Below are 23623 nucleotides of genomic sequence, written 5' to 3' on the forward strand. Positions count from 1 at the left end.
CCGCGCCCGGTTCACTCGAAAATGACGACGCGCATCAGCGAACGGATAAGGCCATGGCGAAGGCAACAACGATCAAGATCAAGCTCCTCTCGACGGCCGACACCGGCTTCTTTTACGTCGCGCGCAAGAACAGCCGCACGATGACCGAGAAGATGGTGAAGACCAAGTACGACCCGGTCGCGCGCAAGCACGTCGAGTTCCGCGAGGCGAAGATCAAATAATTTTCGGCACGATCGGCCGATGATGGCGCCGCTCCGGCAACGGGGCGGCGCTTTTGGTTTTGGGGTGCCGCCGCCCTATCCACCGCGGGCGCTCGGCCGAACTGCGCCACGGTCCCCAGGCCGCTGTGATACAGGCGGCGGCCAATATGTCGTGGAACGGCATCGGTCGAAAGATGCTGGCAATCAGCGGTGATTGAGTTCGGCGATCATCGGCATCGGCCGCCACGAAAAAGTGGCCGGCCGGCAGCGTACAACGGTACGAGGAAACCGCATGCGCACGCTACCGACCGACCTCCCCACGGGACCCAGGAGATGCGGCGGACCTGAGCATTCCATGGGGGTAACTTCGAAGGTCTTCCGTTTGCCTCTTGACCTTCGATTTCTGTCTGCAGATTCGCCCAGAACCGATTCAATTGCAACGACATTGCGCGCCATTGGCTCTAGACTTTTAAGAAATGGTTAAGGCCATTCTGTTTCGACTTCGTTCGAAACGTCATCAAGCGGCTGCGGATTTCGCCTCCTGGAGGCGCGCCGACGCCCGCACCACGAGGCCGATGCTTCCGAAGTCGAGGAGCTTAGCCACGGTGTCTTGCGGCGGCAACGGACCGGCTCACGCCATTGCAACGTCGACGCGTATTCAAGCTGCCGCGGCGGTGCCGACCCGGTTGCGGCCACCACGCTTGGCCGCATAAAGCGCCTGGTCCGCCCGTCTCACCAAAGTCAGCGCATCGTCGCGCGCCGCATCGAAGACGGCAAAACCTTCGCTGACGGTCACGTCGATCGATTCGCCGCCAATGTCGAAGGGGGTTTCGCAGACGCTGCGACGGATTCGATCGGCGATCGACATGGCGGTATCGAAATCAGCATCCATCATGAGGATCGCGAACTCCTCCCCGCCGAATCGACAGGCCAGATCGCTGGAACGCAGGCAATCGCTCAGCCGCGCGGAAAACTGCTTGAGCACGCGATCGCCGGCCTCGTGCCCCCAGCCGTCATTGACGCGCTTGAAGTGGTCGATGTCGGCGATCAGCACCGAGAAGCTCGCGCCGGTGGTGCGGGCGCGCTGCACGGCCGTGGCAAGATGCGTCTCGAAGAAGCGGCGATTATGCAGTCCCGTCAGGGAATCGGACAGGGCAAGCTCGATAGTCTGTTCGACAGACTGGCGAAGGCGCTCGTCGTTGCGCTTGCGCCGCATTTGGGTCCGGATGCGGGCGATCAGCTCGTGGCGGTCGAGCGGACGCTGGATATAGTCGTTGGCACCCAGTTCCAGCGCACGGGCAGCGGTTTCGTCGTCGTCCGCCGCCGCGATCGCGAGAACCGGCAGGAGCCGCGACGCCTCGTTCGACCGCAACTGCGAGACGAGCCGCAACGGATCGACCGCTTTCGCCGCCATGTCGACCAACACGGCGTCAGCGGCTCCGTTGACGGCGGCAGCGATCAAGCCGGCCGCGTCCGCGACGGTCTCGACCTGCACAATTCCCTTCAGATGCTTCTGGATTCGCCGCGTCTCGTCGGCATCCTCCCCGTAGAAGGCAAGCCTGGCGAGCGGCTCGCGTCCGTCGCCGCCGGTGTCCTCCGCCCCGACGAGGTTGATCGCTGTTTCGGCACGCCGCCGCAATTCATCCGTCACCAGCTTGAGGCGCGTCAGACTGCGAACCCGGGAGAACAGCGGCAGATCGCGGACGGGCTTGGTCAGAAAGTCGTCGGCGCCCGCTTCGAGCCCGGCAAGCCGGTCTGAGGGCTGATCGAGGGCGGTGATCAGAACGATCGGAAGATACATCGTGCGCGGATCGGCCTTGAGCCGTCGGCAGACCTCGAATCCATCCATCTCCGGCATCATCACGTCGAGGAGCACGAGATCGATGGGCTGGCTGCGGCAGATGTCCAGCGCGTCGGCGCCACTCATCGCGGTGACGACATCGTAGTATTCCGCCGACAGCCTTGCCTCGAGAACGCGAAGGTTCATCTCGATATCGTCGACAAGCAGGATTCGAGCGGTCATGGCGCGGCTCTCAGGCTTCGCCCAGGAAAGAGCGGATGGTGTCGATGAACTTGGTGACCGAGATCGGCTTCGAAATATAGGCTTCGCAGCCGCCTTGACGGATTCGCTCCTCGTCGCCCTTCATCGCGAAGGCGGTAACAGCGATCACCGGTATCCTGCTCAGATCGGGATCGGCCTTGAGGTCCCGGGTCACGTCGAGGCCGGAGATTTCCGGAAGCTGGATATCCATCAGGATCAGGTCAGGACGATGTTCGCGGGCAAGGTCCATCGCGGTCAGCCCGCTGCGAGTCTGCACGGTCGCGTAACCATGCGCCTCGATCAGGTCGCGAAAGAGCTTCATGTTGAGTTCGTTGTCTTCGACGATCATCACGGTCTTCGCCATGGGCGACACTCCTTGCCTCGACCGACTTGCGATCTTGCGCTATCGAGGTCCCTTCTACTCTGATTTGATTTAAGAAGTGGGAATGGACGGGTTGCCATCTCTTAACGATAACAAAAGGTTGCATGAAGGCTGTCGCGGCGCCGGGATGAATCGGCAGGATGCGGAAGCGTTGGCGGTCGCGGCGCTCGCCTTTATCGCCGCCGATCCGACAATGTTCGACCGCTTCCTGGCGCTGACCGGGCTGGAAGTGTACGCGCTGCGGCAAGCTGCCGCGACGCCGGGATTTTTGCCCGGTGTTCTCGATTTCATCCTCGCACACGAACCGACGCTGCTTGCCTTCGCGGCCGACGCGGGTGCTGACCCTTCCCGCGTCGCCGCGGCCCGGCGGGCGTTGGGCGACAGTCCTTTTCCGGATCAGCCGTGAGCCGCGGCAGCGTCACCGCCGGTCCGCCGATCGCCTCGCTGACGAAAACCCATGATGCGCTGCTGGTGCTGGACGTCGACGAGGTCGTCCTCGAATTCATCGATCCGTTCGGCCGACTGCTCGAGGAACACGGCGCGCGCCTCCACCCGGAAAGCTTCAGACTGACCGGCAATGTACGCTCAATTTCCACGGGTGCGGCCTTGGCGGGTTCGGAGCTGGATCGCGTGACCCAGCTTCTCTACGAGACCCAGGAAAAGCGACAGCCGCTAGTGGCCGGCGTCGACGCGGCGCTGGATCGGCTTTCGAAGAAAGCGGACATCCTCTTCCTGACGGCAATGACGCCCTCCTACTATCCGCACCGACGGGCGCTGCTCGACAGCAAGGGTCTGCCTTATCCAATGATCGCCACCGAGCGCTCGAAAGGCGCGATCGTCGCCGAACTTGCCGGACGTTGGCGCGGCCCTCTCATTTTTGCCGACGATCTGCCACCCAATCTTGCCGGGGTCCGCAAGAGCGTTCCCGATGTGCATCTTGTGCATTTGATGGCGAACACCGTGTTCCGGCCGCATCTTCCGGCGCTTCCCGCGGGCACCCACGCGGCGGCCCACTGGAACGAGGCCGAGGCGATCATCGAGATCATACTGGGTGCCGTCCGGTTGAACAGAACGCCATGACCAGACCGCTGAAAATTCCCTTTTCGTCCGCACTTGGCTAATCTTGCCGCCGGGAATCGGCCGAGGTCGTGATGTCCATCTCACCTTTTTTGCGGTTTTGCCGGGATTGCCTGGTCCGGGACGACAGGGCGGGCGCGCGTTGTCGGACGTGCGGCAGCCCGCGGGTGGTCGGACATGACGAACTCGCCGAACTCGCCATTGCCCATATCGATTGCGATGCCTTCTACGCCGCCGTCGAAAAGCGCGACCGGCCCGAGCTTCGCCACCAGCCCGTGATCATCGGTGGTGGCCACCGCGGCGTGGTAGCCACCGCCTGCTACATCGCCCGCATCCGCGGCGTGCGTTCGGCCATGCCAATGTTCAAGGCGTTGGAGCTCTGCCCCGGCGCCGTCGTCCTTCGTCCGGACATGGCGAAATACGCTGAGGTCGGACGCGCGGTTCGCGACATGATGCTGGCCATCACCCCGCTGGTCGAGCCGCTGTCGATCGATGAGGCGTTCCTGGACCTGAGCGGCACGGAAAGACTCCACGGGCAACCGTCGGCGATGACCCTCGCCCGTTTTGCGCGGGATGTGGAAGCCGAACTCGGCATCAGCGTTTCGATCGGCCTGTCACACAACAAGTTTCTCGCCAAGATCGCCAGCGATCTGGAAAAGCCGCGTGGGTTCTCGGTGATCGGCCACGCCGAAACCCTCGCATTTCTGCGCGACAGGCCGATTTCGATGATCTGGGGGGTCGGCGAAGCGATGGACCGGTCATTGCGGCAAGACGGGCTCACGACCGTCGGCCAGCTTCAGGCGATTGCCGAAGCCGACCTGATGAAGCGATACGGCCGCATGGGCCAGCGATTATTCGGTCTCTCGCGCGGTATCGACATCCGCACGGTTGATCCGCGCGGCGACATGAAGAGCATTTCGGCGGAAACCACGTTTAATCACGACCTGTCGAAACGCGAGCAACTGGTGCCGGTCCTGCGGAGCTTGAGCGAAAAGGTTGCCCGCCGGCTGAAAGCGACCGAGCTGTCCGCTTCGACGATTACGCTCAAGATGAAAACCGCGGATTTCAGGATACGCACCCGTAGCCGAAAACTCCACGATCCGACGCGTTTGGCCGATCGGATATTCGAAACGGGTCTCGCCCTCATCGAAAAGGAGATCGACGGAACCCGGTTCCGGCTCGTCGGCGTCGGTTGCGCGGATTTCAGTCCTGCCGCCCTCGCCGATCCAAACGATCTCGTTGATCCAGGCGCTGCCAAGCGGGCCAAGGCGGAGGCGGCTCTAGACCGCTTGCGCGATCGCTTCGGACAAGGCTCGATAGAGACCGGCTATACGTTCCGGCAGGCCGCCGATTTCGGAGTGTCCCGCCCGGCACGACCACACGAAAACAACCCGGCTTCCCGAGAGTACCAGACCGGTTCACGAGAACACCCCCGCCCTTCCGACGCGGGCAGCGGTCCCCTCAAACGCCTATGAAAGCTCGACGTCGAGCACCCCCGGGGCTGCCTTGACGGCACTCGCCATCTGCGGCGACACACGGTAGCGGCCGGGAAGCATGATCTCGATCTCCCGCTCGCCGCCGTCGCGGACCAAAACGAGCGAGACCTCGCTGTCGCCATCGCCCTGGAGCTGCCCGCGAAAGCTTTGCAGTGGCGCGGCGTCGCGCATGAAGACACGCAGCGATTTCTGCATGCGAACGGCTTCGTCTTCCAGCGACTGAACGGACTGAACGCGGAACGAGATTCCCTCCGGTCGTTCCTCCGCCGACACCGTCACGATGACCGACGTGCCGGGCTCGAGCATGTCGCGAAAGGCGTAGAGAGCTTCCGAGAACAGCACTACCTCGTACTGGCCGCTGGGGTCCGACAACTGGACGATACCAAGCTTGCCGCCGCTCCGCGTCTTGCGTTCCTGCCGAGACGTCACGGTGCCGGCGAGCTTGCCGGCGCTGGCGCCGCGTTTCACCCCAGCGACGACTTCCGCGTGCGTCTGCACCCGCAGCCGCTTCAGCGTCGCCCTGTATTCGTCAAGCGGGTGGGCCGAGAGGTAGAAGCCGATCGCCTGAAACTCCCGCAACAACTTCTCCGACGATATCCACAATGGCGCCGGGTTCAGCCGTAACGGCTCCGGCGCATCCCCGATCGAGCCGAACATGTCGTGCTGCCCCGATTTTCGGCCCTCATGAACCCGCAGCGCATAAGAGGACATCAGCTCGATATTGCCGCTCAACAGCGATCGGTCGTGGCCGAAACAATCGAGCGCGCCCGCCGCGATGAGGAACTCGAGCGTGCGTTTGTTGACGATCTTCGGATCGATCCGGGCGCAGAAATCCTCCAGTGAGGCAAACCCCACGTCGCCGCGTCGCTCCACGATGTGCTCGACCGCATGTTCCCCGACGCCCTTGATCGCTGCGAGCGCATAGAAGATTCGGTTATCCCCCACCTCGAAAGTTTTGTGAGAAGTCTGGACGGATGGCGGCACGACCGTGATCCCGAGCCGCATGGCATCCATGCGGAAATCATTAAGCTTTTCGGTGTTGCCCGCGTCGAGGGTCATCGAGGCGGCCAGGAATTCTACGGGATGGTTCGCCTTCAGATACGCCGTCTGATACGCCACCAATGCATAGGCGGCCGCATGGCTTTTGTTGAAGCCGTAATCTGCGAATTTGGCCAGCAGGTCGAAGATCATGTTCGCCTGGGCCTTCTGCAGGCCGTTCCCGACCGCACCCTCGACGAAGCGGACCCGTTGTTTGTCCATTTCGGCGCGAATTTTCTTGCCCATCGCGCGGCGCAGAAGATCAGCTTCGCCGAGCGAGTATCCCGCCAGCACCTGCGCGATCTGCATCACCTGTTCCTGATAGATGATGACGCCTTGCGTCTCCTTCAGAATCGGCGCGATCATTGGGTGGATGAAGTCCGGCTCCTCCTCCCCATGCTTGCGGGCGTTGTAGGTCGGGATGTTCTCCATCGGGCCCGGCCGATAGAGCGCGACAAGGGCGATGATGTCCTCGAACCGGTCCGGCCGCATACCGATCAGCGCCTTGCGCATCCCGACCGATTCCACCTGGAACACACCCACGGTCTCGCCGCGGGTCATCATTTCGTAGCTTTTGGCATCATCGAGCGGGATGGCCGAAAGATCGATCTTGATGCCCTTCCGCGCGATGAGTTCCACTGCCGTCTGCAGTACCGTCAGGGTCTTCAGGCCCAGAAAGTCGAACTTGACCAAGCCCGCCGGCTCGACCCATTTCATATTGTACTGGGTGACCGGCATGTCGGAGCGCGGATCGCGGTACATCGGCACGAGCTGCGACAGCGGACGATCGCCGATGACGATCCCGGCGGCGTGGGTCGAGGCGTGCCGGTAGAGCCCTTCCAGCTTCAGCGCGATCGAGATCAGTCGGTCTACGATCTCTTCCTTCTCCCGCGCTTCCTGCAGCCGCGGCTCCTCGACCAGCGCCTGGGCGAGTGTCACCGGATTGGCGGGATTCTGCGGCACCAGCTTGCAGAGCTTGTCCACCTGGCCATACGACATTTCCAACACGCGGCCGACGTCGCGCAGCACCGCGCGCGCCTGCAGTGTTCCGAAGGTGATGATCTGACCGACCTGCTCGCGCCCGTACTTCTCCTGGACGTAGCGGATCACCTCTTCGCGCCGCTCCTGGCAGAAATCGATATCGAAATCCGGCATCGATACGCGCTCGGGGTTGAGGAAGCGCTCGAAGAGCAGCGAGAAACGCAATGGGTCGAGATCGGTGATGGTCAGGGAATAGGCGACGAGCGAGCCGGCGCCCGAGCCGCGACCGGGTCCGACCGGAATTCCCTGCCCCTTGGCCCATTTGATAAAGTCGGAGACGATCAGGAAATAGCCCGGAAATTTCATGCGCTCGATGATCGACAGCTCGAAATCCAGGCGCTCGCGGTAGCTCGCCTCGGTCTCGCCAGGCGCCAGGCCATGCGCCGCAAGCCGCTTCTCCAAGCCTTCGATGGCCTGCCGGCGAAGTTCGGCGATTTCCGCAGCCTCGGCCTCGACCGTGTCAGCGTCCGCGCCGGCGAAACGTGGCAGGATCGGCGCCCGCGTCGTTGGGCGGTAAGAACAACGCCGCGCGATCTCGACCGTATTTTTAAGTGCTTCCGGCAAATCGGCAAACAGCACCGCCATTTCGCCCTGCGATTTCAGGCTGTGGTCCCGCGACAGCCGGCGCCGATCCTCGTGACTGACCAGCCGGTTGCTCGCCACCGCGATCAGCGCGTCATGCGCCTCGAAATCGTCGCGACCTAAAAAGAAAGGCTCGTTGGTCGCCACCAGCGGAAGCGCGAAATCATAGGCCAGTCGAACCGTCCCGGCCTCCACCTTGCGGCTTCGCCCTTCCTGGCGCTGCAACTCGACATAGAGACGGTCGCCGAAGATCGATGCCAGACTCTCCAGCCGGCTCCGGGCGATTGCCTCACGGTCGGCGGCAAGCGCCGCTCCGATCGGACCCAGCGGCCCGCCCGTCAATGCGATCACTCCCTCGGCCCGTTCCGCCAGCCAGTCGATCGAGACGTGCGGCTTGGGATTGTCGGGGTGCCCGAGATAAGCCAGCGAAACGATTTCGACGAGATTGGCGAAGCCGGCCTCGCTCGCGGCGATCAACACCAGCGGCGCGATCGACGCCAAATTCCGGTCCTTGCGGCCGCCGCGCTCCTCGGACTCAGAGTCGCCGAAGTCAACGTCAAGCTGACATCCGATGATCGGCTGTATGCCGACCTTCGCGGCCTTTTCGGAGAACTCCAGTGCCCCGAACAGGTTGTTCGTGTCACTGATCCCGATCGCTGGCGCACCATCCTTCTTGGCGAACTGGATGATCTGATCCAACCGCAAAGCGCCTTCCAGCAGCGAAAACGCGCTGTGAACCCGAAGGTGAATGAATTTCGGATCGCATGTCGTCGGTTCCGTCATGGCCGATCACCCCCGTTTGTTCTTGGCCTCGGCACCGCGGCTCGACACAGATCGGAAGAACCGTCCGGTTTCTTCGCCAACCGCGTCCGTTAACAGCCGTCCACGCGTTTCGCGCCGGAGGTAACCCAAGCCGTTCCGCCAGATAAGGCCCGAACCGTTAGATCCCCAGAAAAAGTACCCTAAACGGCATGGATCAACAGGCTAATGCTAAGGACGAAACCCGAAACGGCAACGAGAGAAAGCAGATCCTTGGCGACAGCGGTCATGAGATGATCCTTTCGTTTGATGTTCATGTTTTGTTCTATTTGGCGCTCTATGTCAAGGCGAAGGTGGAACCACCGGGCTGGATAAGATGCGGGCCGTGTGCGACCCACTTCGTCTCAGGCCCTTTCGCAGGCGAGCCACCCGCGCGGCGCTTGTGTTGTGCACACGATCGGATAGCGTAGCCGCTACGGACTTCTTGTCGCAAAGGATCTGTGCAATGCGCGTGAGGATGGGGACGATCGTGCTGGGTCTAGCCTGGCTATGGACCGGCGCCGCCAATGCCGGATCGGTTAGTCAGGAAACCAGCTATTTCGCCGTCCGCGGCTCGACGCTCGCCGAATTGGACGCGGACCTCAATCGACAGGGTCCCTATGTCGCCGAAACCGGCCTTCGTCACCCCGGTGCGACCGAGGTGAAATTCGATGGCAAGGTGACCTACAAGAAAGTTGCCGAAGGTTGCGCCGTTGCCCGTGTGGATCTGGGCCTCACGCTGCACCTCACATTGCCGAAATGGACGCCACCCAAGCGGGTTTCCCCGCAAACGATATTGGTCTGGCGGACTCTCGAGGCCGACATCAAACGTCACGAGAACCAGCATGCCTCCATTGCCAAGACATGGCTGAAACGGATGGAAATGGCGGTCCGAAATCTGCGGACAGAACGAACCTGCGCCGAGATGGAAACGCACGTGAACACGGTCACGCGACGTTATCTTGCCGGCCACGAGCGGGCTCAGATCGAGTTCGACACGATCGAAGGTCGTGAAGTCAATTTCCGGCTCCGACGCGCCCTCAATCGCAACCTGCGGGGCGAAGCCGGCGGGTAGCGCTCGCCGGTCGCGCGATGCCGATGATGGGTTGCCCCACCCTCACCTATCTCGCTCCGCCGACGCCCAGCTTCTTTTGCAGGTCGGTCGATGATGTCGTGTACTGAAACACCACCCGGTCGTCCGGGTGAACGATGCGTTTGGCCGCCTGCGTCATCAGTGCCGCTTCGTGAAAGCCGGAGAGGATCAGCTTCAACTTGCCGGCGTACCAGTTGATGTCGCCGATGGCGAAAATTCCCGGCTCGGACGTCTCGAATCGGGCCGTGTCGACGGGAATGAGATTTTCGTGGAGGTTCAAACCCCAGTTCGCGATCGGTCCCAGCTTCATAGTCAGGCCGAAGAATGGCAGCATCCGGTCGGCGGTTACCTCGACGGCGCCGTCGGGACCCTTGACGATGGCACCTTGCATGACGCCGTCGCGACCGATGATGCTGGTCACCTGCCCCATCTGGAATGTGATCTTACCCGCATCACGCAACGCCGTCATTTTCGCGACGCTATCGGGCGCCGCGCGAAACTGGTCGCGCCGGTGAACCAGGGTCAGGCTTCTCACGATCGGCTGCAGGTTCAGCGTCCAATCCAGCGCGGAGTCGCCACCGCCAACGATGAGGACGTCGCGGTCACGGAACTCTTCCATGCGGCGCACCGAGTAGAAAACGCTGGTTCCTTCATAGGCTTCAATACCGGGCACGGGCGGACGCTTCGGCTGAAACGAGCCGCCTCCGGCCGCGATGACGACGACCTTGCACTCGAATTCCTCGCCTTCGTCGGTCGTTACTAGGTAACCGCCCCCGTCGAGCCGCTCCAAGCTCGTCACCATGCGGTTGAAGTGGAACGTCGGGTGAAACGGCTCGATCTGCTGCAGCAGTTTCTCGGTGAGGTCGTGGCCGGAAATCACCGGCCATGCGGGAATGTCGTAGATCGGCTTTTCGGGATAGAGCTCGGCACATTGGCCGCCGGGTCGGTCGAGAATGTCGATCAAATGACATTTGAGATCGTAGAGCCCGAGCTCGAATACGGCGAACAGCCCGACCGGGCCGGCCCCGACGATCACCACATCGGTCTTCACGCGCTGCATCGAAACATGTCTCCGTTGGGCCTATTCCCGCGAAGGCGGACGCGGCGCATCGTTCAGGCCTGGCGTTCCGGCACGGTCAGAACGAGGCCGTCCAGTTCGACGCTGATCCTGATCTGGCAGGACAGCCGCGAGTTCGGACGCACATCGTAAGCGAAGTCGAGCATGTCCTCTTCCATCGCCTCCGGCTCGCCGGTCTTTTCCGTCCATGCCTCGTCCACATAGACGTGGCAGGTCGCGCACGCGCAGGCGCCACCGCATTCCGCTTCGATCCCCGGAACATCGTTCTTGATCGCGTTCTCCATTGCCGTCGAGCCATTTGGCGCATCGACATCGTAACGGGTTCCATCGGGGGCCACGAAGGTGATCTTTGTCATGCCTGCAACGCTCTGCTCTCGGTTTCGGGAGGATAGGATCGGCCCCGCCAACACGGGGGTCGAAAAAACACTCGCGCACGGTCGGTTGACGCCATGAAGATCGCATCAGCCACCGAACTGAACGGGCTCCACCACGATCATGGGTTTGGTTAAAGTTCGGCGCCTGCGAAAGTCAACAGGAGGGCGACAAGACGGAAGCGCGCGCGCATCATCAGCCCAGCAACGAGCGAACGAACCGGGCCGTCTCCTTCATTTCCGATCGCAAGGCCGCCACGGCATCGCTGTCGAGAACCGAGCACTCGAAGCGTTGGGCCGCGTCGGCAAGTGGAAAGGCGCCGATATTCCGGGCCGCCCCCTTGAGCGCATGCGCAATGTATCGGGATTCGTCCCTGGTAGCGATTTCCAGGCGCTCATCGAACATTTCAAGATGCCGCATCAAAAGTCCGAGCACTTCGGCCTCGAGCTTCCGGTCGCCCGACGTCTGGCGGGCGAGATGCACCAGGTCGATTGGCCGCCGCCCCGAGGGTGATCGAGCCGCATCTACCGCCGGCTCGATGGCCGGACCCTCTTTCATTTGCCGTGTGACTGCTGCCATACTCGTGCTCCGAAAACGAGAGACCGCGACTCGACCACGTGGCGCTGGTCTAATTATTTTATCGCGGCCTCCACCATCGGAAAACAAGGTGGATACAACCTTAAAACCGTCGAAGGAATCGAGGCTCGCGGCGGTCGCGAGCAGTCTGTTCGGCTGCGGCGCAAGCCCTACGCTCTCGGCCTCCGTCAAAAATCCTGTGCATTTCTCGCCAGATCGTTAACCTTATGTTTAAACTTGTACGTATCGGGCGGTTTTACGGTTTCTTTCAGCGGCTTCGCTAACTAGCATGAAGCATGCGAAACTGCCTGTCGGCCGCCTCCGGTCGACCGGCTATAGGAGCATGCCGTATCGGTCGGGCGCTACTGTCTTGCGCCAACGCGGCGACCGTCGTCGTGACGGATCCGAAGTAACGAGTATTGAGGCGCGACAGCGATGTCCAAGACCAAATCTTTTGATCCGCTCACCGACGATGCGGTCAACGAAATCGAAGAGGCGCTTCGGCTCGATTTCGAGGAACCGGGCATTTCGGACGATCTGACGGAGGCGTCAGGTCATCTTGAGGAAAATACATTCGCCGACGCGACAAAGGTCGAATTCTCGCTCGATGATTTCGAGCGGCAGATCAATGAAACAGCGGGCCGTCTGCGGACGGAAGAGAACGCCGACAACCCTGGCGGAGCAAGGCGTGCGTCGGTTTCCGACCTGGTGGGCGGTGCCCGGGCGAAGGCTACGGCGAGCGCGACGCCCGCCAAGACTGCTGCAGCACCGTCGAAGGCCACCTCCGACTCGAGCGCGAAACCCTCGCGTCAGAGCGGCGTTTCCGCTGGCCCTTCGCGGGCGGGCGAGCCTGGGAACGCCGAACCGACCGCGCCTCGGAGCGCGGAAACACCGCGTGCCTATGCTCAGTCCCCCGCCAATGACGAGCAGCGGCGAACCACCGTCATGGCTCAGGCGCTGCTCGACCGGCGCGCCTCGAGGGCTCCGATTTGGGCCGCTCTTGCCGTTTCGATCGGGTGGATCGGGTTTGTCGGCTTCATGGCTTCGGGCCTCTATGGCATCGATTTCGGCACGCTTTCCAGTGGCCTTGCAAGCCCGGCGCGACAGCGTGACCTGCTCCTGCTGACGGCCGTCGCCGTCGTCCCCGTTTTGTTGATATTCGCCTTCGCGGTGATGATCCGCCGAGCCGCCGACTTGCGCCTTACTAGTCGTTCGCTGGCCGAAGTGGCGCTGCGCCTCGCCGAGCCGGAAACTATCGCGACGGAACGGGTGATGAGCGTCGGTCAGGCGGTCCGTCGCGAGGTTGCCGCTCTCGGCGAGGGCGTTGAACGTGCCCTCTCCCGCACGTCCGATCTGGAAAATGTCATCAGCACTGAGGTCGGCGCTCTCGAGCGGGCCTATGCCGACAACGAAGGTAAGATTCGCACGCTCGTCCAGGATCTTGGAGCCGAGCGTGAGGCGATGCTGTCGCACGCCGAACATCTCCGCTCCTCCGTCGTGGGTTCGCATCAGCGGCTCGTCGAGGACGTCGATCAAACGTCGGAGCACATCCTGCAGCGGATCGAAGAGGCATCCCAGCGTTTCACGAGGCTGCTCGACGAGCGGGGCGAGGCATTTGCCCGTGAATATGTCGAGCGCAGCGAGAATTTCATCGCCATGTTCGACGAGCGCCGCCGTCTGGCCAGCGATAGCATCGCAGCCGATAGCGAGAGCTTGATCGCCCGGTTGACACAGGCCGGTGACGAGGCGAGCGAAAGGCTGAACGCCACCGGCGAAGAGGTCGGACGTCTGCTGGAGGGTCGGACAGCCGAATTCAAGCAACGGTCGTTGGAACTGCTCGAACAGCTTGCTTCAGTCGGCAACGATATCGAGAGCCGCCTCGTCGCATCGGGCGACGCGGCCACCGGCCTGTTGAAATCACGTGGCGCAGCGCTCGCCGCCGACAGTGAGAAATTCCTGGCCAACCTCACCAGCCTTCTGGACGACCGGGCGATCGGCATGGCGATGGATGGGGAAACCTTCCTGGCCAGCCTCGATGGCGCGTTCGAGGAGCGGATGCGCGAAATCGGCGAGAAAAACGAACTGTTCCTTACAAATCTCACTGAAAGCGTCGAAATGCGCAGCCGGAAACTGGACGAGGAATCCGGGCGCTTCCTGGAAGTCCTCGATGTCACTCTCGGCGAGCGGACAGAGCGGGCCAGCCAGATTCTCGCCGACGCCAACAGCCGGACCATCGGCGATCTCGACGATCGGATCGCCTCGATCGATCGCACCTTGGCTGATCGAGGGGGTTCGCTGGTCACCGACATCGAACAGCGGGCCAACGCGATCGAGCGTTCGACCGATCGCATCACGGCGGCTTTGGAAACGCGCACCAAGGATTTCGCGGGCGCGCTTTCCGAACGGACGCGCGAGATTGTCGAGGCCTTCCAGTCCGGTCATTCCGATCTTTCAATGAAAGCCAGCGATGCGGTTGCACTGACGCAGGCGGCCCTGGAGGCACGGACGAGCGAACTGCGTACTCTCTTCGATGAGCGCCTCGCGGGCTTCGACGGCCTGATGGAAGAACGGACGGGCAAGCTCGCCGGCACGATCGACGATCGTCTGTTGGCCTTTGATCTGGCCAGCGACAGCCGCGTCGACAATATCGCGCAGCGGGCGGACGAGATGGACGCGGCCCTGGAGCGGACGGCCGGGCGCCTCGAGACCTTGCTCGAACAACGCCGCAGCGAGATCGAGGCCTCGATCGAACGCGGGGCGGAAGGCGTCCGTGCGGCGCTCGACGGCCGGGCAAGCGCGCTCGAAGAGACCATCGCCTCTCACGGCGAGAATCTCGAAGCGTCCTTCGCTTTCGCGCAGCAAAGCCTGCTCGGCAACCTCGAAGAGCGAGGGTCCAGCCTGACCTCCACCATCGAGCAAACCGTGGCTCGCATGGAAGACCTCATCGGGGCGAGTGAGGGTGCGCTAGCCAAGGGTATCGACGAGCAGACGAGCGCGTTGGCTGGACTTCTCGACGAGCGTCAAGAAGCCATGCGCACGGTGATCGACGAGCGGACGAGCGTGCTGCGGTCGCAGTCGCAAGAAAGCCATAGCGCCCTCCTTGCCGCGATCGATGAACGAATTTCCGGAGTGTCCGGCGGCTTCGACGACGCCGTGCGCCATGTTGTCGACGAACTCGCCGAGCGCGTCCAGTCGCTCAGAACCGTCATTGACGATTCGCGTCTTGCGATCGTCGGCGAGGTCGACAGGAACGCCGAGCGTCTGCGCAGCGAGATGGATGAGCGGACCGAGGACTTCGGCAACAGCATTGCCATCAATGCGGGGTCCCAACTGGCGGCGATCGAGAGCGCATTGGCCAGCGTTGTCGAGGGGCTCGACGAACGGACCGAACGGCTGCGAAGCACTGCGGACGGCGTCGCTGCCTCCTTGCGCGACGAACTCGGCGATCGCTTCGAGACCATCCGCTTCGTCATGGAGACGGGTCGCGAGACGTTGATCGGTGATCTGGACGGGCGTACCCGCATTATCACCGACGAAATCGGCGATCGCGTGATGCGCGTCGGCGAAGGGCTGGATGCCCGGACGGCGGCGCTGCGAGGCATCGTCGAGGAGGCGCGGAACCTTCTCATCGATGGTCTCGACGAACGAATGGCAGCGATTCATGCCATCGTCGATGGCTCGCAGGGATCGCTTCTGTCCGGCCTCGATGAGCGCACCGCTCAGATCGGCGCGGAGTTCGACGCTGGCCGCGAGTCGATCGCCGCGGCAATAGAGGATCGCGTCAAAGGTATCAGCGACGCACTCTTTGACGCCGATCTGCGCCTCGCTTCGGTCCTTGAAGAGCGTCGCGACAGCCTCGCCGCGATCGTCGAGGAAGCGGCGCGCTCCGCCGCCGCAACCCTCGGCGACCGTGCCGACGATGTCCGTCGCGCCATCGAGCAAAGTGTCGGCGACGTGTCGTCGTCCCTGGAGCTCCGGCGGAACGATCTTGTCTCGGCTTTGGAGACCGGTTCGACCACCCTCACCGGGGCGCTGGACGAACGAACCGACGCGATCTCCGCGGCGCTCGAGCGGGGCCTCGGCAATGTCGAGCGTACGCTGAACAATCGCGCGGCCATGATCGCGGAATCGTTGCGCCAGACCGTGGCGGCGGCGACCACCGCCTTGAGCGAGGAGACGAGTCGCGCCCGCGAAAGCCTCGAAGCCGAAGGCAACAAGATTTCCGAGAGAGTCGCCGGCATCGATCGCCTGTTCATGGCGTCTGGAGAAGAGGCCCGGGTCAAAATCGCCGGCGAAGCCGATCGTCTCGCCGAGCGCCTCGGCGCTTTGGCCGATGATCTGGCGAGCCGCTCGGCCGAGGCCAGTGCAACACTCGTTGGTGAAGGCGGCCGGATTGCCGAGGACATCGGCGGCGCGGCGGAAGTGATCCGTTCGCTGTCCGAACAATCGCGCACGCGGTTCGCCACGGAAGCGGATGAACTTGCCAGGACCATGGCAGAGCTGTCGGGTCGCCTGCGCGAAGAGGGACAGGGCGTGCGCGAGGAACTCGCCGGACAGCGTCTGGCCCTCGTCGACAGCCTCGCCGGGATCGCCACGTCCGTCGAGAGCCAGTTGACCCGCAACGCCGAGAGCTTCGCGGCCCAGATCGGCGAGGCCAGCGAGCGGATTCGCTCGGCGGGCGACGAAAGCCGCGACCGGTTTGTCACCGACGCCGGTGAAATCGCGAGCCAGGTCGAAAACGCCGCGGCAACGATGCGTGAAATGACCAACGCAGCGACAGTCGCGCTGCGAGAAAACACGGAAGGCTTTGCGCGCCGGCTGTCCGGCACCTCCTACCAGCTGCGCACGGAGACGGATCGCGTGGCAGGAAGCCTCGAAGAGCGCTCGCAGCGCTTTGCCGAGGAGCTTGCCGGCGTTTCGGAGCGCTTGTCCGAAATGCTGAGATCGAACACGCTCAGCAGCGAGCTCTCCGGCGCAACCGAGCTGATCCGCAGCGAGCTCGCCAACGCATCGCAGTCGATGCGCGACGGCGTCATGGAGGTTGCCTCGCAACTGCGCGGCGAGGTCACGGACGCCTCGCAGAGCCTCCTTCGCGATGCCGACGGCGCGCGAGAGGAAATCATGGTTCGGGGCCGCGAACTGGCCGATCACCTCGCCTCGATTTCGAGCGCGATCCGGGTCGAGACCGAGCGCGCCCGCGAGCAACTTCTGGAAAGTGCCGGAACGGTTGGCGAAGACCTTTCGAACAGGATGTCGCAATCCGAGCAGGCCATCGCGACCCGCGCCCGGATGATGGGCGAGGAACTCGATGCCAAGACCCGCGATCTGACCGCGCTGTTGAGCGCGCGCACCGCCGATATCTCGCGCATTCTCGACGAAGAGGCTCGGCCGATGTTCGATCGCCTCGGCGAGAACGGATCCGAGTTCGCCCAATTGCTCGAACACAGCACCCGTGATGCCTCCGAGCGCCTTCGGGCCGAGAACGCCGCCCTCGTCGCTGCGCTTGGCCGCCGGGCCAGCGAAACGATCGACAGTCTCAACCAGTCCTCCAACGAGATTCTCGGCGCGCTCGACGAGAAGGCGGCGACCGCGGTCGGCGTCGTCGCGGACATGCGTGATCAGTTGCAGCGCGAGGTCGGCTCTCTGATCAGCCGCCTGTCGCAGACGAGCGGTTCGCTGCGCGGGCTCGTCGAGGAAACCGCGAGCAATCTGGGCGCCATCGACGCGACCCTGCAGGAGACCGGGACGCGCTTCACCCAGGGGGCCGAGCAGGCTTCCAATTCGATCTCGCTGTCCTCACGCCTTCTGGAAAGCAATGTCGAGCGTCTCGACAAGCTGTCGATGACGGCCTTTTCCAAGGTCGCCAGCATCGCCGACCGGTTCCAGGAGCACGGAGCCGTGCTTGCCGAGGCCGTGCAACTGATCGACTCGAGCGAGGCGACGCTGCGCTCCACTCTGGAGGGGGGGCATGGCGGCATCGAGGAGCTCTCAGCGGGGCTGGTAAAGCGCTCCGAGGAAATCGGCGCCCTGATGCGTTCCTTCGAAGAGGTCATGGACGGGCTATTCGATCGGACTGAACAGCGCTCTCGTCTGATTTCGACCCGACTTTCTTCCGACGTGGGCGAGACGCTCGGTGAGGCTGATCGCAAGATGCAGGGAGCCGAGGAGCGATCGCGCGCCACGGCAGAGGCCATGCGCGATGCGGTTCAGTCGGTGATCGAGGACGCGAGCCAGCGTTTCGAAGGCGCAACCGATGAAATGCGTCGCACCGCCGCCGAGATTCGCCAGGAGCTTGAAGCGGCCCGAAGCGAGATCAGTCGCGGTGTCGTCGAATTGCCGGAGGAAACACGAGCGAGCACCGAAGCAATGCGGCGGGCGGTCTCGGAGCAAATCCGGGCGCTGCGCGATCTTTCCGAAGTCGTCTCGCAATCCGGCCGCGCCTTCGACGTGTCGACCCGGGGCACTGCGTCGACGCGGTCCGCCGCGGCGGCTCCGCAGCCAGCCAGCGCAAAGCGAAGGGCAGAACCGAAGGCGACGCAGTCGTCCTCGGATGCCGAACTGACGGAAGAGCAGGAGCGCGACGTCGAGGAACAGATCGCGGCATCCTTTATGACCGATGGCAATCTGGCGCGGGACCTGCGCGGTTCGAACTTCGACACGCCTAGCCGCTCGGCAACCGCGCCAGCGAAGTCGGTCGAGATGCGCTCGGTCGACCCTCGCCCGAGCGGCGCCGTGTCACCCGTGCGTCCGACAGAACAGCCAGGCGAGGCAGCAGAGACTCCGGCGGCTGGCGGCCGTTCGGGCGGTTGGGTGTCAGACCTTTTGCGCCGCGCCTCGCGCGACGAGGAACAGGACGATAATTCCGCGTTGGGCGCGGACGAGCAGCAACCGGCGGCGCGCACGACGCAGGCGGCCCGCTCGCCGGACTCGGTCATGGACTCCTTGAACTCGCTGTCCGTAGACATCGCGCGGGCCATCGACCACAAGGCTTCGGTCGAACTGTGGGACCGTTATCGCGGCGGCGAACGCAATGTCTTCACACGCCGCCTCTATACGATGAAGGGTCAGCAGACCTTCGACGAGATCCGTCGCAAATATCAGCGCGATAGCGAGTTCAAAAAGGCCGTAGACCGCTACCTTTCGGACTTCGAGACCCTGCTCGGCGATATCGCGAGGAAGGATCCGGATAACAACCTCACAAGGACCTATCTCACGTCAGACACTGGCAAGGTCTACACCATGCTTGCCCACGCTTCGGGTCGGTTCGACAGCTGATCCCGGCACGTGGTGGTATCTGCGATGGCCGCTCGACCGGACCATGCCGATTGAACAGATCGGCATGGTCCGTCTGTTGAAGATGGCCGCCGACGATCGACAATCTGTGAAAGCGATCGAGATCGCCCTGGCGTGACGAGGACGAATGCGGGATCGCCGACCTGCGTCTGTCCCGGTCTGCCGCCGCCAAGAAAAAGGACTCTCCCGTGACAGATATCTCGCCGCTCAAGCGCCTCTCCGGCCGCCTCGTCTTCCGTGCGACCGAGCGAACCGGTGCGGCGATCGATCGGGTCGAAGCCCTGCGCGACGAAACCGCCGGACGGATTTTCACCCGCTTCGATGCGGTAAGGGTGATGCGCGCGGCGGAGGCGCTTGATTGCGACCCCGTCCGGCGGCAAGGCCCCCTCGCCGGTCTGACCATCTCAATCAAGGACCTCTTCGATGAGGCCGGCGAGGTTACCACGGCGGCATCGGTCTATCTGGCCGACAGAGCGCCAGCCGAAGCGGACGCCGTTGTGGTGACGCGCCTGAAATCGGCGGGCGCCATCCCCTTTGGCCGAACCACCATGTCGGAATTCGCCTATTCCGGCGTTGGGCTCAATCCGCATTTCGGCATCCCCGGCAATAGCCACGACCCGTCGCGGATACCCGGCGGATCGACGTCGGGCGGCGCGCTCAGCGTGGCGCTCGGTCTCGCCGATGTCGCGCTCGGATCGGACACCGGCGGCTCCGTTCGCATTCCCGCCGCGTTCAACGGGCTGGCAGGCTTCAAGCCGACCCAGGCGAAGGTGCCGCTCGACGGCGCCTTCCCTCTGTCGCAGTCCTACGACAGCGTCGGCCCCCTCGCGAGAGACATTCGAATCTGTGCTGGCGTTCATGCCGTTCTCTGCGGCGAGACGCCACCGGACTTCGCAAGGCGCGAACCCAAGGGCTTGCGGATCGGCGTCGTCCATACCGTGCTCGCCGAGGGACTCGACGCGCAGGTAGCCGCCGACTTCGCCTCCGCTGTCCAGGCCCTGAGTGAAAACGGCGTCGAGCTGGTCGACGTCGACATGCCCGCGCTCGCAGGGGCGGGAGCGATCAATCGGGTGATCGTCGGCTCGGAAGCGCACCGCGTCCACGTCGATCATCTCGATGCATTGAAGGAGGTCGGCGATCCGCGGGTGCTCAGGCGGATCATGGCCGCGACCGATTTCTCGCCCGGCGAGGAAGAGCAGGCGCGGGGTGAACGCGCCGCCGCACAAGCCACCTTCGCCGCTCTCGCCTCGGATTTCGACGCCTTCATTGCCCCGACGATTCCGGTCGTTCCGCCACTGATCGCGGAAGTTGAGGCCGATTACGATCGGCTCAACGCACTGGTTCTGCGCAATCCGTCGACTGTCAATTTTCTTGATGGTTGCGCCGCAACGATCCCGATGCATGCCGCCGGATCGCTGCCGACTGGTCTGATGGTCTTCGGCCCCGGCGGAGCGGATTGGGATATCCTCGCGATCGCCCAATGTTTCGAGCCTTTCGTCCGACGAAAGGTTAGTTGACGAACTGCGGCAACAACAGGCGTGGCAGCCACAGGCTGATGGAAGGGAAGACCACGACCAGCACCAGAATGGCCAGCATTGGCAGCAGGATGAATGCCACATCCCGCATCGCCGCCTTCACGGGAATTTCGCCGATCGAACAGGAAATCAGCAGGCAAAGCCCGTAGGGTGGCGTCACGAGGCCAAAAGCCAGGCTGATGATACCGATCATGGCAAAGTGAATCGGATGCATGCCGACTTCCTGGGTCACCGGATAAAGAACCGTGCCGAGGATGATGATCGCCGGAATGGCATCGATGAAGCAGCCAATGATCAGGAAGGCGATCGCGACCGCGAAACCCATCTCCACGATTCCCAGGTTCATGACCTGCACATAGCTGACCAGGGCGGCCGGGATCTTGAAATAGGCCAGGGTCCAGCCGAAGGCGCTCGCCGTGCCGATGCAGAACAAGGCGATCGCCGCGAACCGACCCGTGTCGTAGAAGACATGGGCGACTTCGCGCGGACCGACCGCGCGGTACACGATCAGGCCTAGAACGAGTGCGTAGAGCGCGGCGACGACCGACGCTTCGGTCGGCGTGAACAGACCACCGACGATGCCGCCGACGATAATGACCGGTGTCAGCAGCGCCAGAAGCGCCCCCGCCAGGGCGCTGGCGAATTCTTTGAGCGTCGTGCGGCCGTGCGGTTGCATGCCGTGCCGGCGGGCATAGACATAGACCGCGACCATCATCGCCAGCCCGATCAGGATGCCAGGCAGGATTCCGGCAACGAAGAGACCGCCGATCGACACCGACATCAGGCCGCCCCAGACGACCATCAGGATCGACGGGGGGATGATGACGCCCATCACCGACGAGCAGGCCGTGACCGCCACGGAGAAGGACGGGGAGAAACCTTCCTTCTTCATTTGCGGAATCAGCAGCGACCCGATTCCCGCCGCATCCGCCGTCGAACTCCCGGAAATACCGGCAAAAAACATCGAGACGACCACGTTGACGTGACCGATTCCGCCCGGCAAATGGCCGACCATGGCGCGGGACAGCCGGATCAGTCTGTCGGTTATCCCGGCTGCGTTCATCAGATTTGCGGCGAGCAGAAAGAACGGCACGGCCAGAAGGACGAAGGAATTGTAGGACCGGAACATCTCCTGCAGCACCAGAACTGGTGTCAGGCGAGGCTCGAGGAAGAATACAGGGATGCAGGCCAGCGCCAAGGCGAACGCAACGGGCACACGCAGGATGATGAGAAGAAAAAGGAGGCCGAACAAAATGCTCGCGACGGTGCCCGGCGTCATGCTCCGGCACCTTTGACGAGGGCGATTTCCTTGGCGATCTTTTCAGCCACGAAAAGCGCCGTTACCACTCCGCTCAAAGGCCACGCGACAAAGATCCAGTTCATTGGCAGAGCAGAAATTTCCGACTTCTGGTACCAGCCGAACAGCATGAAGTCCCAGCCATACCAGATGAAGATCACTGCGACCACGAGGATCATGATCTGGACGAAGATGCGTTTGGCCGCCTCGACCTTGGCATTGGCGGATACGGGAAGCACTTCCAGGTCGAAATGAGTGCCGTCCCGCACGGCGCACATGGCCCCGACCATGATCATCCAGACGAAGCAGAAGCGCGCGATCTCCTCGGTCCAGATGTAGCGCGGCACGATGCCGGTAAAGCGGGAAAGAATCTGCGCCGTCACCGGTATGAGCAGACCGGCGATGAGCAGTCCCAGCGCCAGCCTGAGAACGAGGTGGACGGCGTCGAGGACACGGGTCATGACTGTCCTGTGGGCTGAAGCGAAGGCGGGAGTAGCGCGAGGGCGCGCCGACGCCGCGTCTGGCGCCGGCATAGTGCATCAGCGTGCGATCACCGCGTGTCCTGAATGGCCTTCAGGACGTCGCCTGCCCCGAGTTCCTTGGCGTATTCCTCAAGCACAGGTTTGGCCGCCTCAAGCATCTTGTCGCGCTCGGTAAATTCATGGGTCCTGATCCACCCCTTGTCGACCATCGCCTGCAGCTTCTTGGAATCTTCGCTGCTTTCGATATCGCGCCCGAATTTACCCGCCTCCGCACCGGCCGAGTCGATGCATCCCTGGAGTTTCTCCGGTAGCCGCTGATAGGTCTTGTTGGAGATGAACAACGGGCGGATGGTGATCGCGTGCTTGGTCAATGCGAGATCAGGCCCGACCTCGTAGAACTTCATCTGCTCGACGCCGGCCGCTTCGTTTTCGGCCGCGTCGATCACGCCGGTCTGGATGGCGTTGTAGACCTCGTTGTAAGCGATGACCGTGGGCGCGGCGCCCAACGCGTCAAAGACGCTGGTCCAGATCGGGGCGCCCTGCATGCGGATCGGCAGATCCTTGAGCTCCGCCATGTTGGATACGGGCTTGTTGGCGAAGACGTTGCGGGTACCACCGCCGGCGTAGCCCAGGAGACGAATGTCGGCCTTTTCGAGGATATCGTCGGCGACCGGCTTCAGCAGGTCCTGTTCGAGCACTTTGTTCCAGTGTTCCTCGTCACGAAAAAGGAATGGCATGTCCATCAACGGCGCCATGTTCGAGAATGTCGAGATATGCGCGGGCGAGGCTACGGCATAATCCACCGACAAGCCCTGGTTCATATAGGCGACGTAGTCCTTTTCCAGGCCCAGTTCGGAGTTCAGGTGCATCTCGAACTCGACCGGTTCCTCGGTATAGCAAGCCTTCACCAACTCCTCGAACTTGCGCATGGTCTTGGTGAAGGCGTGGTTCTCGTCGAACTGGCTGGCCCCGACCAGCTTGATCTGGGCGACGGCCGGGGCTGTGGCACCGAGCGTCGCAACGCCGACGATGACGACAAGCGCGACGGCTGTTCCCCCCAATAGTTTGAAGCTGTTCATCCCTGTCCCTCCCGTTTGACGACACAGGACCAGAAGTCCATTCACCGCCGTTGCTGTTGCGGTGCAATATTTCGCGACACCGTCATTTCCCGCAGTCACTATATCCGAGGCTTTCATAGGGTCAACGCGGATTGTGTCCGCTTTCCGTCCCTCGCCCGCCCCC

16 protein-coding genes are annotated in these 23623 nt (G+C 62.9%); 7 read left to right on the plus strand and 9 right to left on the minus strand.

Features of this window, described 5'->3' with window-relative positions; all coding sequences use genetic code 11:
• Window positions 1–53: 53 nt before the first annotated feature.
• On the plus strand, window positions 54–221 hold the full coding sequence (rpmG, locus tag MJ956_RS05100; RefSeq protein ID WP_024351709.1) for a 50S ribosomal protein L33: 168 nt from the start codon (window positions 54–56) through the stop codon (window positions 219–221).
• Between the two features lie 637 nt (window positions 222–858).
• Here the strand turns inward: rpmG and MJ956_RS05105 are convergent.
• Window positions 859–2223, minus strand: coding sequence for a PleD family two-component system response regulator (locus MJ956_RS05105; RefSeq protein ID WP_253963396.1), 1365 nt, complete (start codon window positions 2221–2223; stop codon window positions 859–861).
• Between the two features lie 10 nt (window positions 2224–2233).
• On the minus strand, window positions 2234–2605 hold the full coding sequence (locus MJ956_RS05110; protein ID WP_206454052.1) for a response regulator: 372 nt from the start codon (window positions 2603–2605) through the stop codon (window positions 2234–2236).
• A 145-nt stretch (window positions 2606–2750) separates the two neighbouring features.
• Between MJ956_RS05110 and MJ956_RS05115 the strand changes: the two genes are divergently transcribed.
• The 3 genes from MJ956_RS05115 to MJ956_RS05125 all read left to right on the plus strand — a co-directional run bounded on the left by MJ956_RS05115 (window position 2751) and on the right by MJ956_RS05125 (window position 5175).
• Complete coding sequence (locus MJ956_RS05115; protein ID WP_253963397.1) at window positions 2751–3029, plus strand: DUF3572 family protein; 279 nt, start codon at window positions 2751–2753, stop codon at window positions 3027–3029.
• Window positions 3026–3703 carry a DUF2608 domain-containing protein gene (locus MJ956_RS05120; RefSeq protein ID WP_253963398.1) on the plus strand — a complete coding sequence of 226 codons (678 nt, stop codon included), beginning with the start codon at window positions 3026–3028 and terminating at the stop codon, window positions 3701–3703. Before MJ956_RS05115 ends, MJ956_RS05120 begins: the two co-directional genes overlap by 4 nt.
• 71 nt (window positions 3704–3774) lie before the next feature.
• The gene (locus MJ956_RS05125) at window positions 3775–5175 is read left to right on the plus strand and encodes a DNA polymerase IV (RefSeq protein ID WP_253963399.1); all 1401 of its coding nucleotides are present in this window, start codon (window positions 3775–3777) and stop codon (window positions 5173–5175) included.
• Here the strand turns inward: MJ956_RS05125 and dnaE are convergent.
• Window positions 5170–8640: a DNA polymerase III subunit alpha gene (gene dnaE, locus MJ956_RS05130; protein WP_253963400.1), complete on the minus strand. Its 3471-nt coding sequence runs from the start codon at window positions 8638–8640 to the stop codon at window positions 5170–5172. The genes MJ956_RS05125 and dnaE overlap by 6 nt on opposite strands.
• A 481-nt stretch (window positions 8641–9121) precedes the next feature.
• Here dnaE and MJ956_RS05135 point away from each other — a divergent pair, with 481 nt between their 5' ends.
• Window positions 9122–9730 carry a DUF922 domain-containing Zn-dependent protease gene (locus MJ956_RS05135; protein WP_253963401.1) on the plus strand — a complete coding sequence of 203 codons (609 nt, stop codon included), beginning with the start codon at window positions 9122–9124 and terminating at the stop codon, window positions 9728–9730.
• A gap of 46 nt (window positions 9731–9776) precedes the next feature.
• Here the strand turns inward: MJ956_RS05135 and MJ956_RS05140 are convergent, their stop codons facing one another.
• From MJ956_RS05140 to MJ956_RS05150, 3 genes are all read right to left on the minus strand, one after another.
• Window positions 9777–10808 carry an NAD(P)/FAD-dependent oxidoreductase gene (locus MJ956_RS05140; protein WP_253963402.1) on the minus strand — a complete coding sequence of 344 codons (1032 nt, stop codon included), beginning with the start codon at window positions 10806–10808 and terminating at the stop codon, window positions 9777–9779.
• Between the two features lie 53 nt (window positions 10809–10861).
• Window positions 10862–11182 (minus strand): 2Fe-2S iron-sulfur cluster-binding protein, encoded by a 321-nt coding sequence (locus tag MJ956_RS05145; RefSeq protein ID WP_253963403.1) that lies wholly within the window; start codon window positions 11180–11182, stop codon window positions 10862–10864.
• A 211-nt stretch (window positions 11183–11393) separates the two neighbouring features.
• Window positions 11394–11777: an Hpt domain-containing protein gene (locus MJ956_RS05150; protein ID WP_253963404.1), complete on the minus strand. Its 384-nt coding sequence runs from the start codon at window positions 11775–11777 to the stop codon at window positions 11394–11396.
• Window positions 11778–12209: 432 nt separating this feature from the next.
• Between MJ956_RS05150 and MJ956_RS05155 the strand changes: the two genes are divergently transcribed.
• Together MJ956_RS05155 and MJ956_RS05160 are read left to right on the plus strand one after the other, a co-directional pair.
• On the plus strand, window positions 12210–19049 hold the full coding sequence (locus MJ956_RS05155) for an apolipoprotein A-IV repeat region-like domain-containing protein (RefSeq protein WP_253963405.1): 6840 nt from the start codon (window positions 12210–12212) through the stop codon (window positions 19047–19049).
• Between the two features lie 206 nt (window positions 19050–19255).
• Window positions 19256–20584 carry an amidase family protein gene (locus tag MJ956_RS05160; protein ID WP_253963406.1) on the plus strand — a complete coding sequence of 443 codons (1329 nt, stop codon included), beginning with the start codon at window positions 19256–19258 and terminating at the stop codon, window positions 20582–20584.
• Here MJ956_RS05160 and MJ956_RS05165 read toward each other — a convergent pair.
• From MJ956_RS05165 to MJ956_RS05175, 3 genes are all read right to left on the minus strand, one after another.
• Window positions 20577–21881, minus strand: coding sequence for a TRAP transporter large permease (locus MJ956_RS05165; RefSeq protein ID WP_253963407.1), 1305 nt, complete (start codon window positions 21879–21881; stop codon window positions 20577–20579). The two genes, MJ956_RS05160 and MJ956_RS05165, sit on opposite strands and share 8 nt — an antisense overlap.
• Complete coding sequence (locus tag MJ956_RS05170) at window positions 21878–22360, minus strand: TRAP transporter small permease (RefSeq protein ID WP_253963408.1); 483 nt, start codon at window positions 22358–22360, stop codon at window positions 21878–21880. Before MJ956_RS05170 ends, MJ956_RS05165 begins: the two co-directional genes overlap by 4 nt.
• 89 nt (window positions 22361–22449) lie before the next feature.
• Complete coding sequence (locus MJ956_RS05175) at window positions 22450–23460, minus strand: TRAP transporter substrate-binding protein (RefSeq protein WP_253963409.1); 1011 nt, start codon at window positions 23458–23460, stop codon at window positions 22450–22452.
• Window positions 23461–23623: the final 163 nt, after the last annotated feature.

This window comes from Aurantimonas marianensis, from assembly GCF_024195285.1.
Taxonomy (GTDB): Bacteria; Pseudomonadota; Alphaproteobacteria; order Rhizobiales; family Rhizobiaceae; genus Aurantimonas; species Aurantimonas marianensis.

What these genes read in the sequence shown, in the direction of transcription:
- MJ956_RS05140 (WP_253963402.1), bottom strand. Translation starts at nt 10,808, where the DNA reads ATGCAGCGCGTGAAGACCGATGTGGTGATCGTCGGGGCCGGCCCGGTC.
- MJ956_RS05105 (WP_253963396.1), bottom strand. Translation starts at nt 2,223, where the DNA reads ATGACCGCTCGAATCCTGCTTGTCGACGATATCGAGATGAACCTTCGC.
- MJ956_RS05125 (WP_253963399.1), top strand. Translation starts at nt 3,775, where the DNA reads ATGTCCATCTCACCTTTTTTGCGGTTTTGCCGGGATTGCCTGGTCCGG.
- MJ956_RS05110 (WP_206454052.1), bottom strand. Translation starts at nt 2,605, where the DNA reads ATGGCGAAGACCGTGATGATCGTCGAAGACAACGAACTCAACATGAAG.
- rpmG (WP_024351709.1), top strand. Translation starts at nt 54, where the DNA reads ATGGCGAAGGCAACAACGATCAAGATCAAGCTCCTCTCGACGGCCGAC.
- MJ956_RS05115 (WP_253963397.1), top strand. Translation starts at nt 2,751, where the DNA reads ATGAATCGGCAGGATGCGGAAGCGTTGGCGGTCGCGGCGCTCGCCTTT.
- MJ956_RS05150 (WP_253963404.1), bottom strand. Translation starts at nt 11,777, where the DNA reads ATGGCAGCAGTCACACGGCAAATGAAAGAGGGTCCGGCCATCGAGCCG.
- MJ956_RS05170 (WP_253963408.1), bottom strand. Translation starts at nt 22,360, where the DNA reads ATGACCCGTGTCCTCGACGCCGTCCACCTCGTTCTCAGGCTGGCGCTG.
- MJ956_RS05145 (WP_253963403.1), bottom strand. Translation starts at nt 11,182, where the DNA reads ATGACAAAGATCACCTTCGTGGCCCCCGATGGAACCCGTTACGATGTC.
- dnaE (WP_253963400.1), bottom strand. Translation starts at nt 8,640, where the DNA reads ATGACGGAACCGACGACATGCGATCCGAAATTCATTCACCTTCGGGTT.
- MJ956_RS05135 (WP_253963401.1), top strand. Translation starts at nt 9,122, where the DNA reads ATGCGCGTGAGGATGGGGACGATCGTGCTGGGTCTAGCCTGGCTATGG.
- MJ956_RS05155 (WP_253963405.1), top strand. Translation starts at nt 12,210, where the DNA reads ATGTCCAAGACCAAATCTTTTGATCCGCTCACCGACGATGCGGTCAAC.
- MJ956_RS05165 (WP_253963407.1), bottom strand. Translation starts at nt 21,881, where the DNA reads ATGACGCCGGGCACCGTCGCGAGCATTTTGTTCGGCCTCCTTTTTCTT.
- MJ956_RS05175 (WP_253963409.1), bottom strand. Translation starts at nt 23,460, where the DNA reads ATGAACAGCTTCAAACTATTGGGGGGAACAGCCGTCGCGCTTGTCGTC.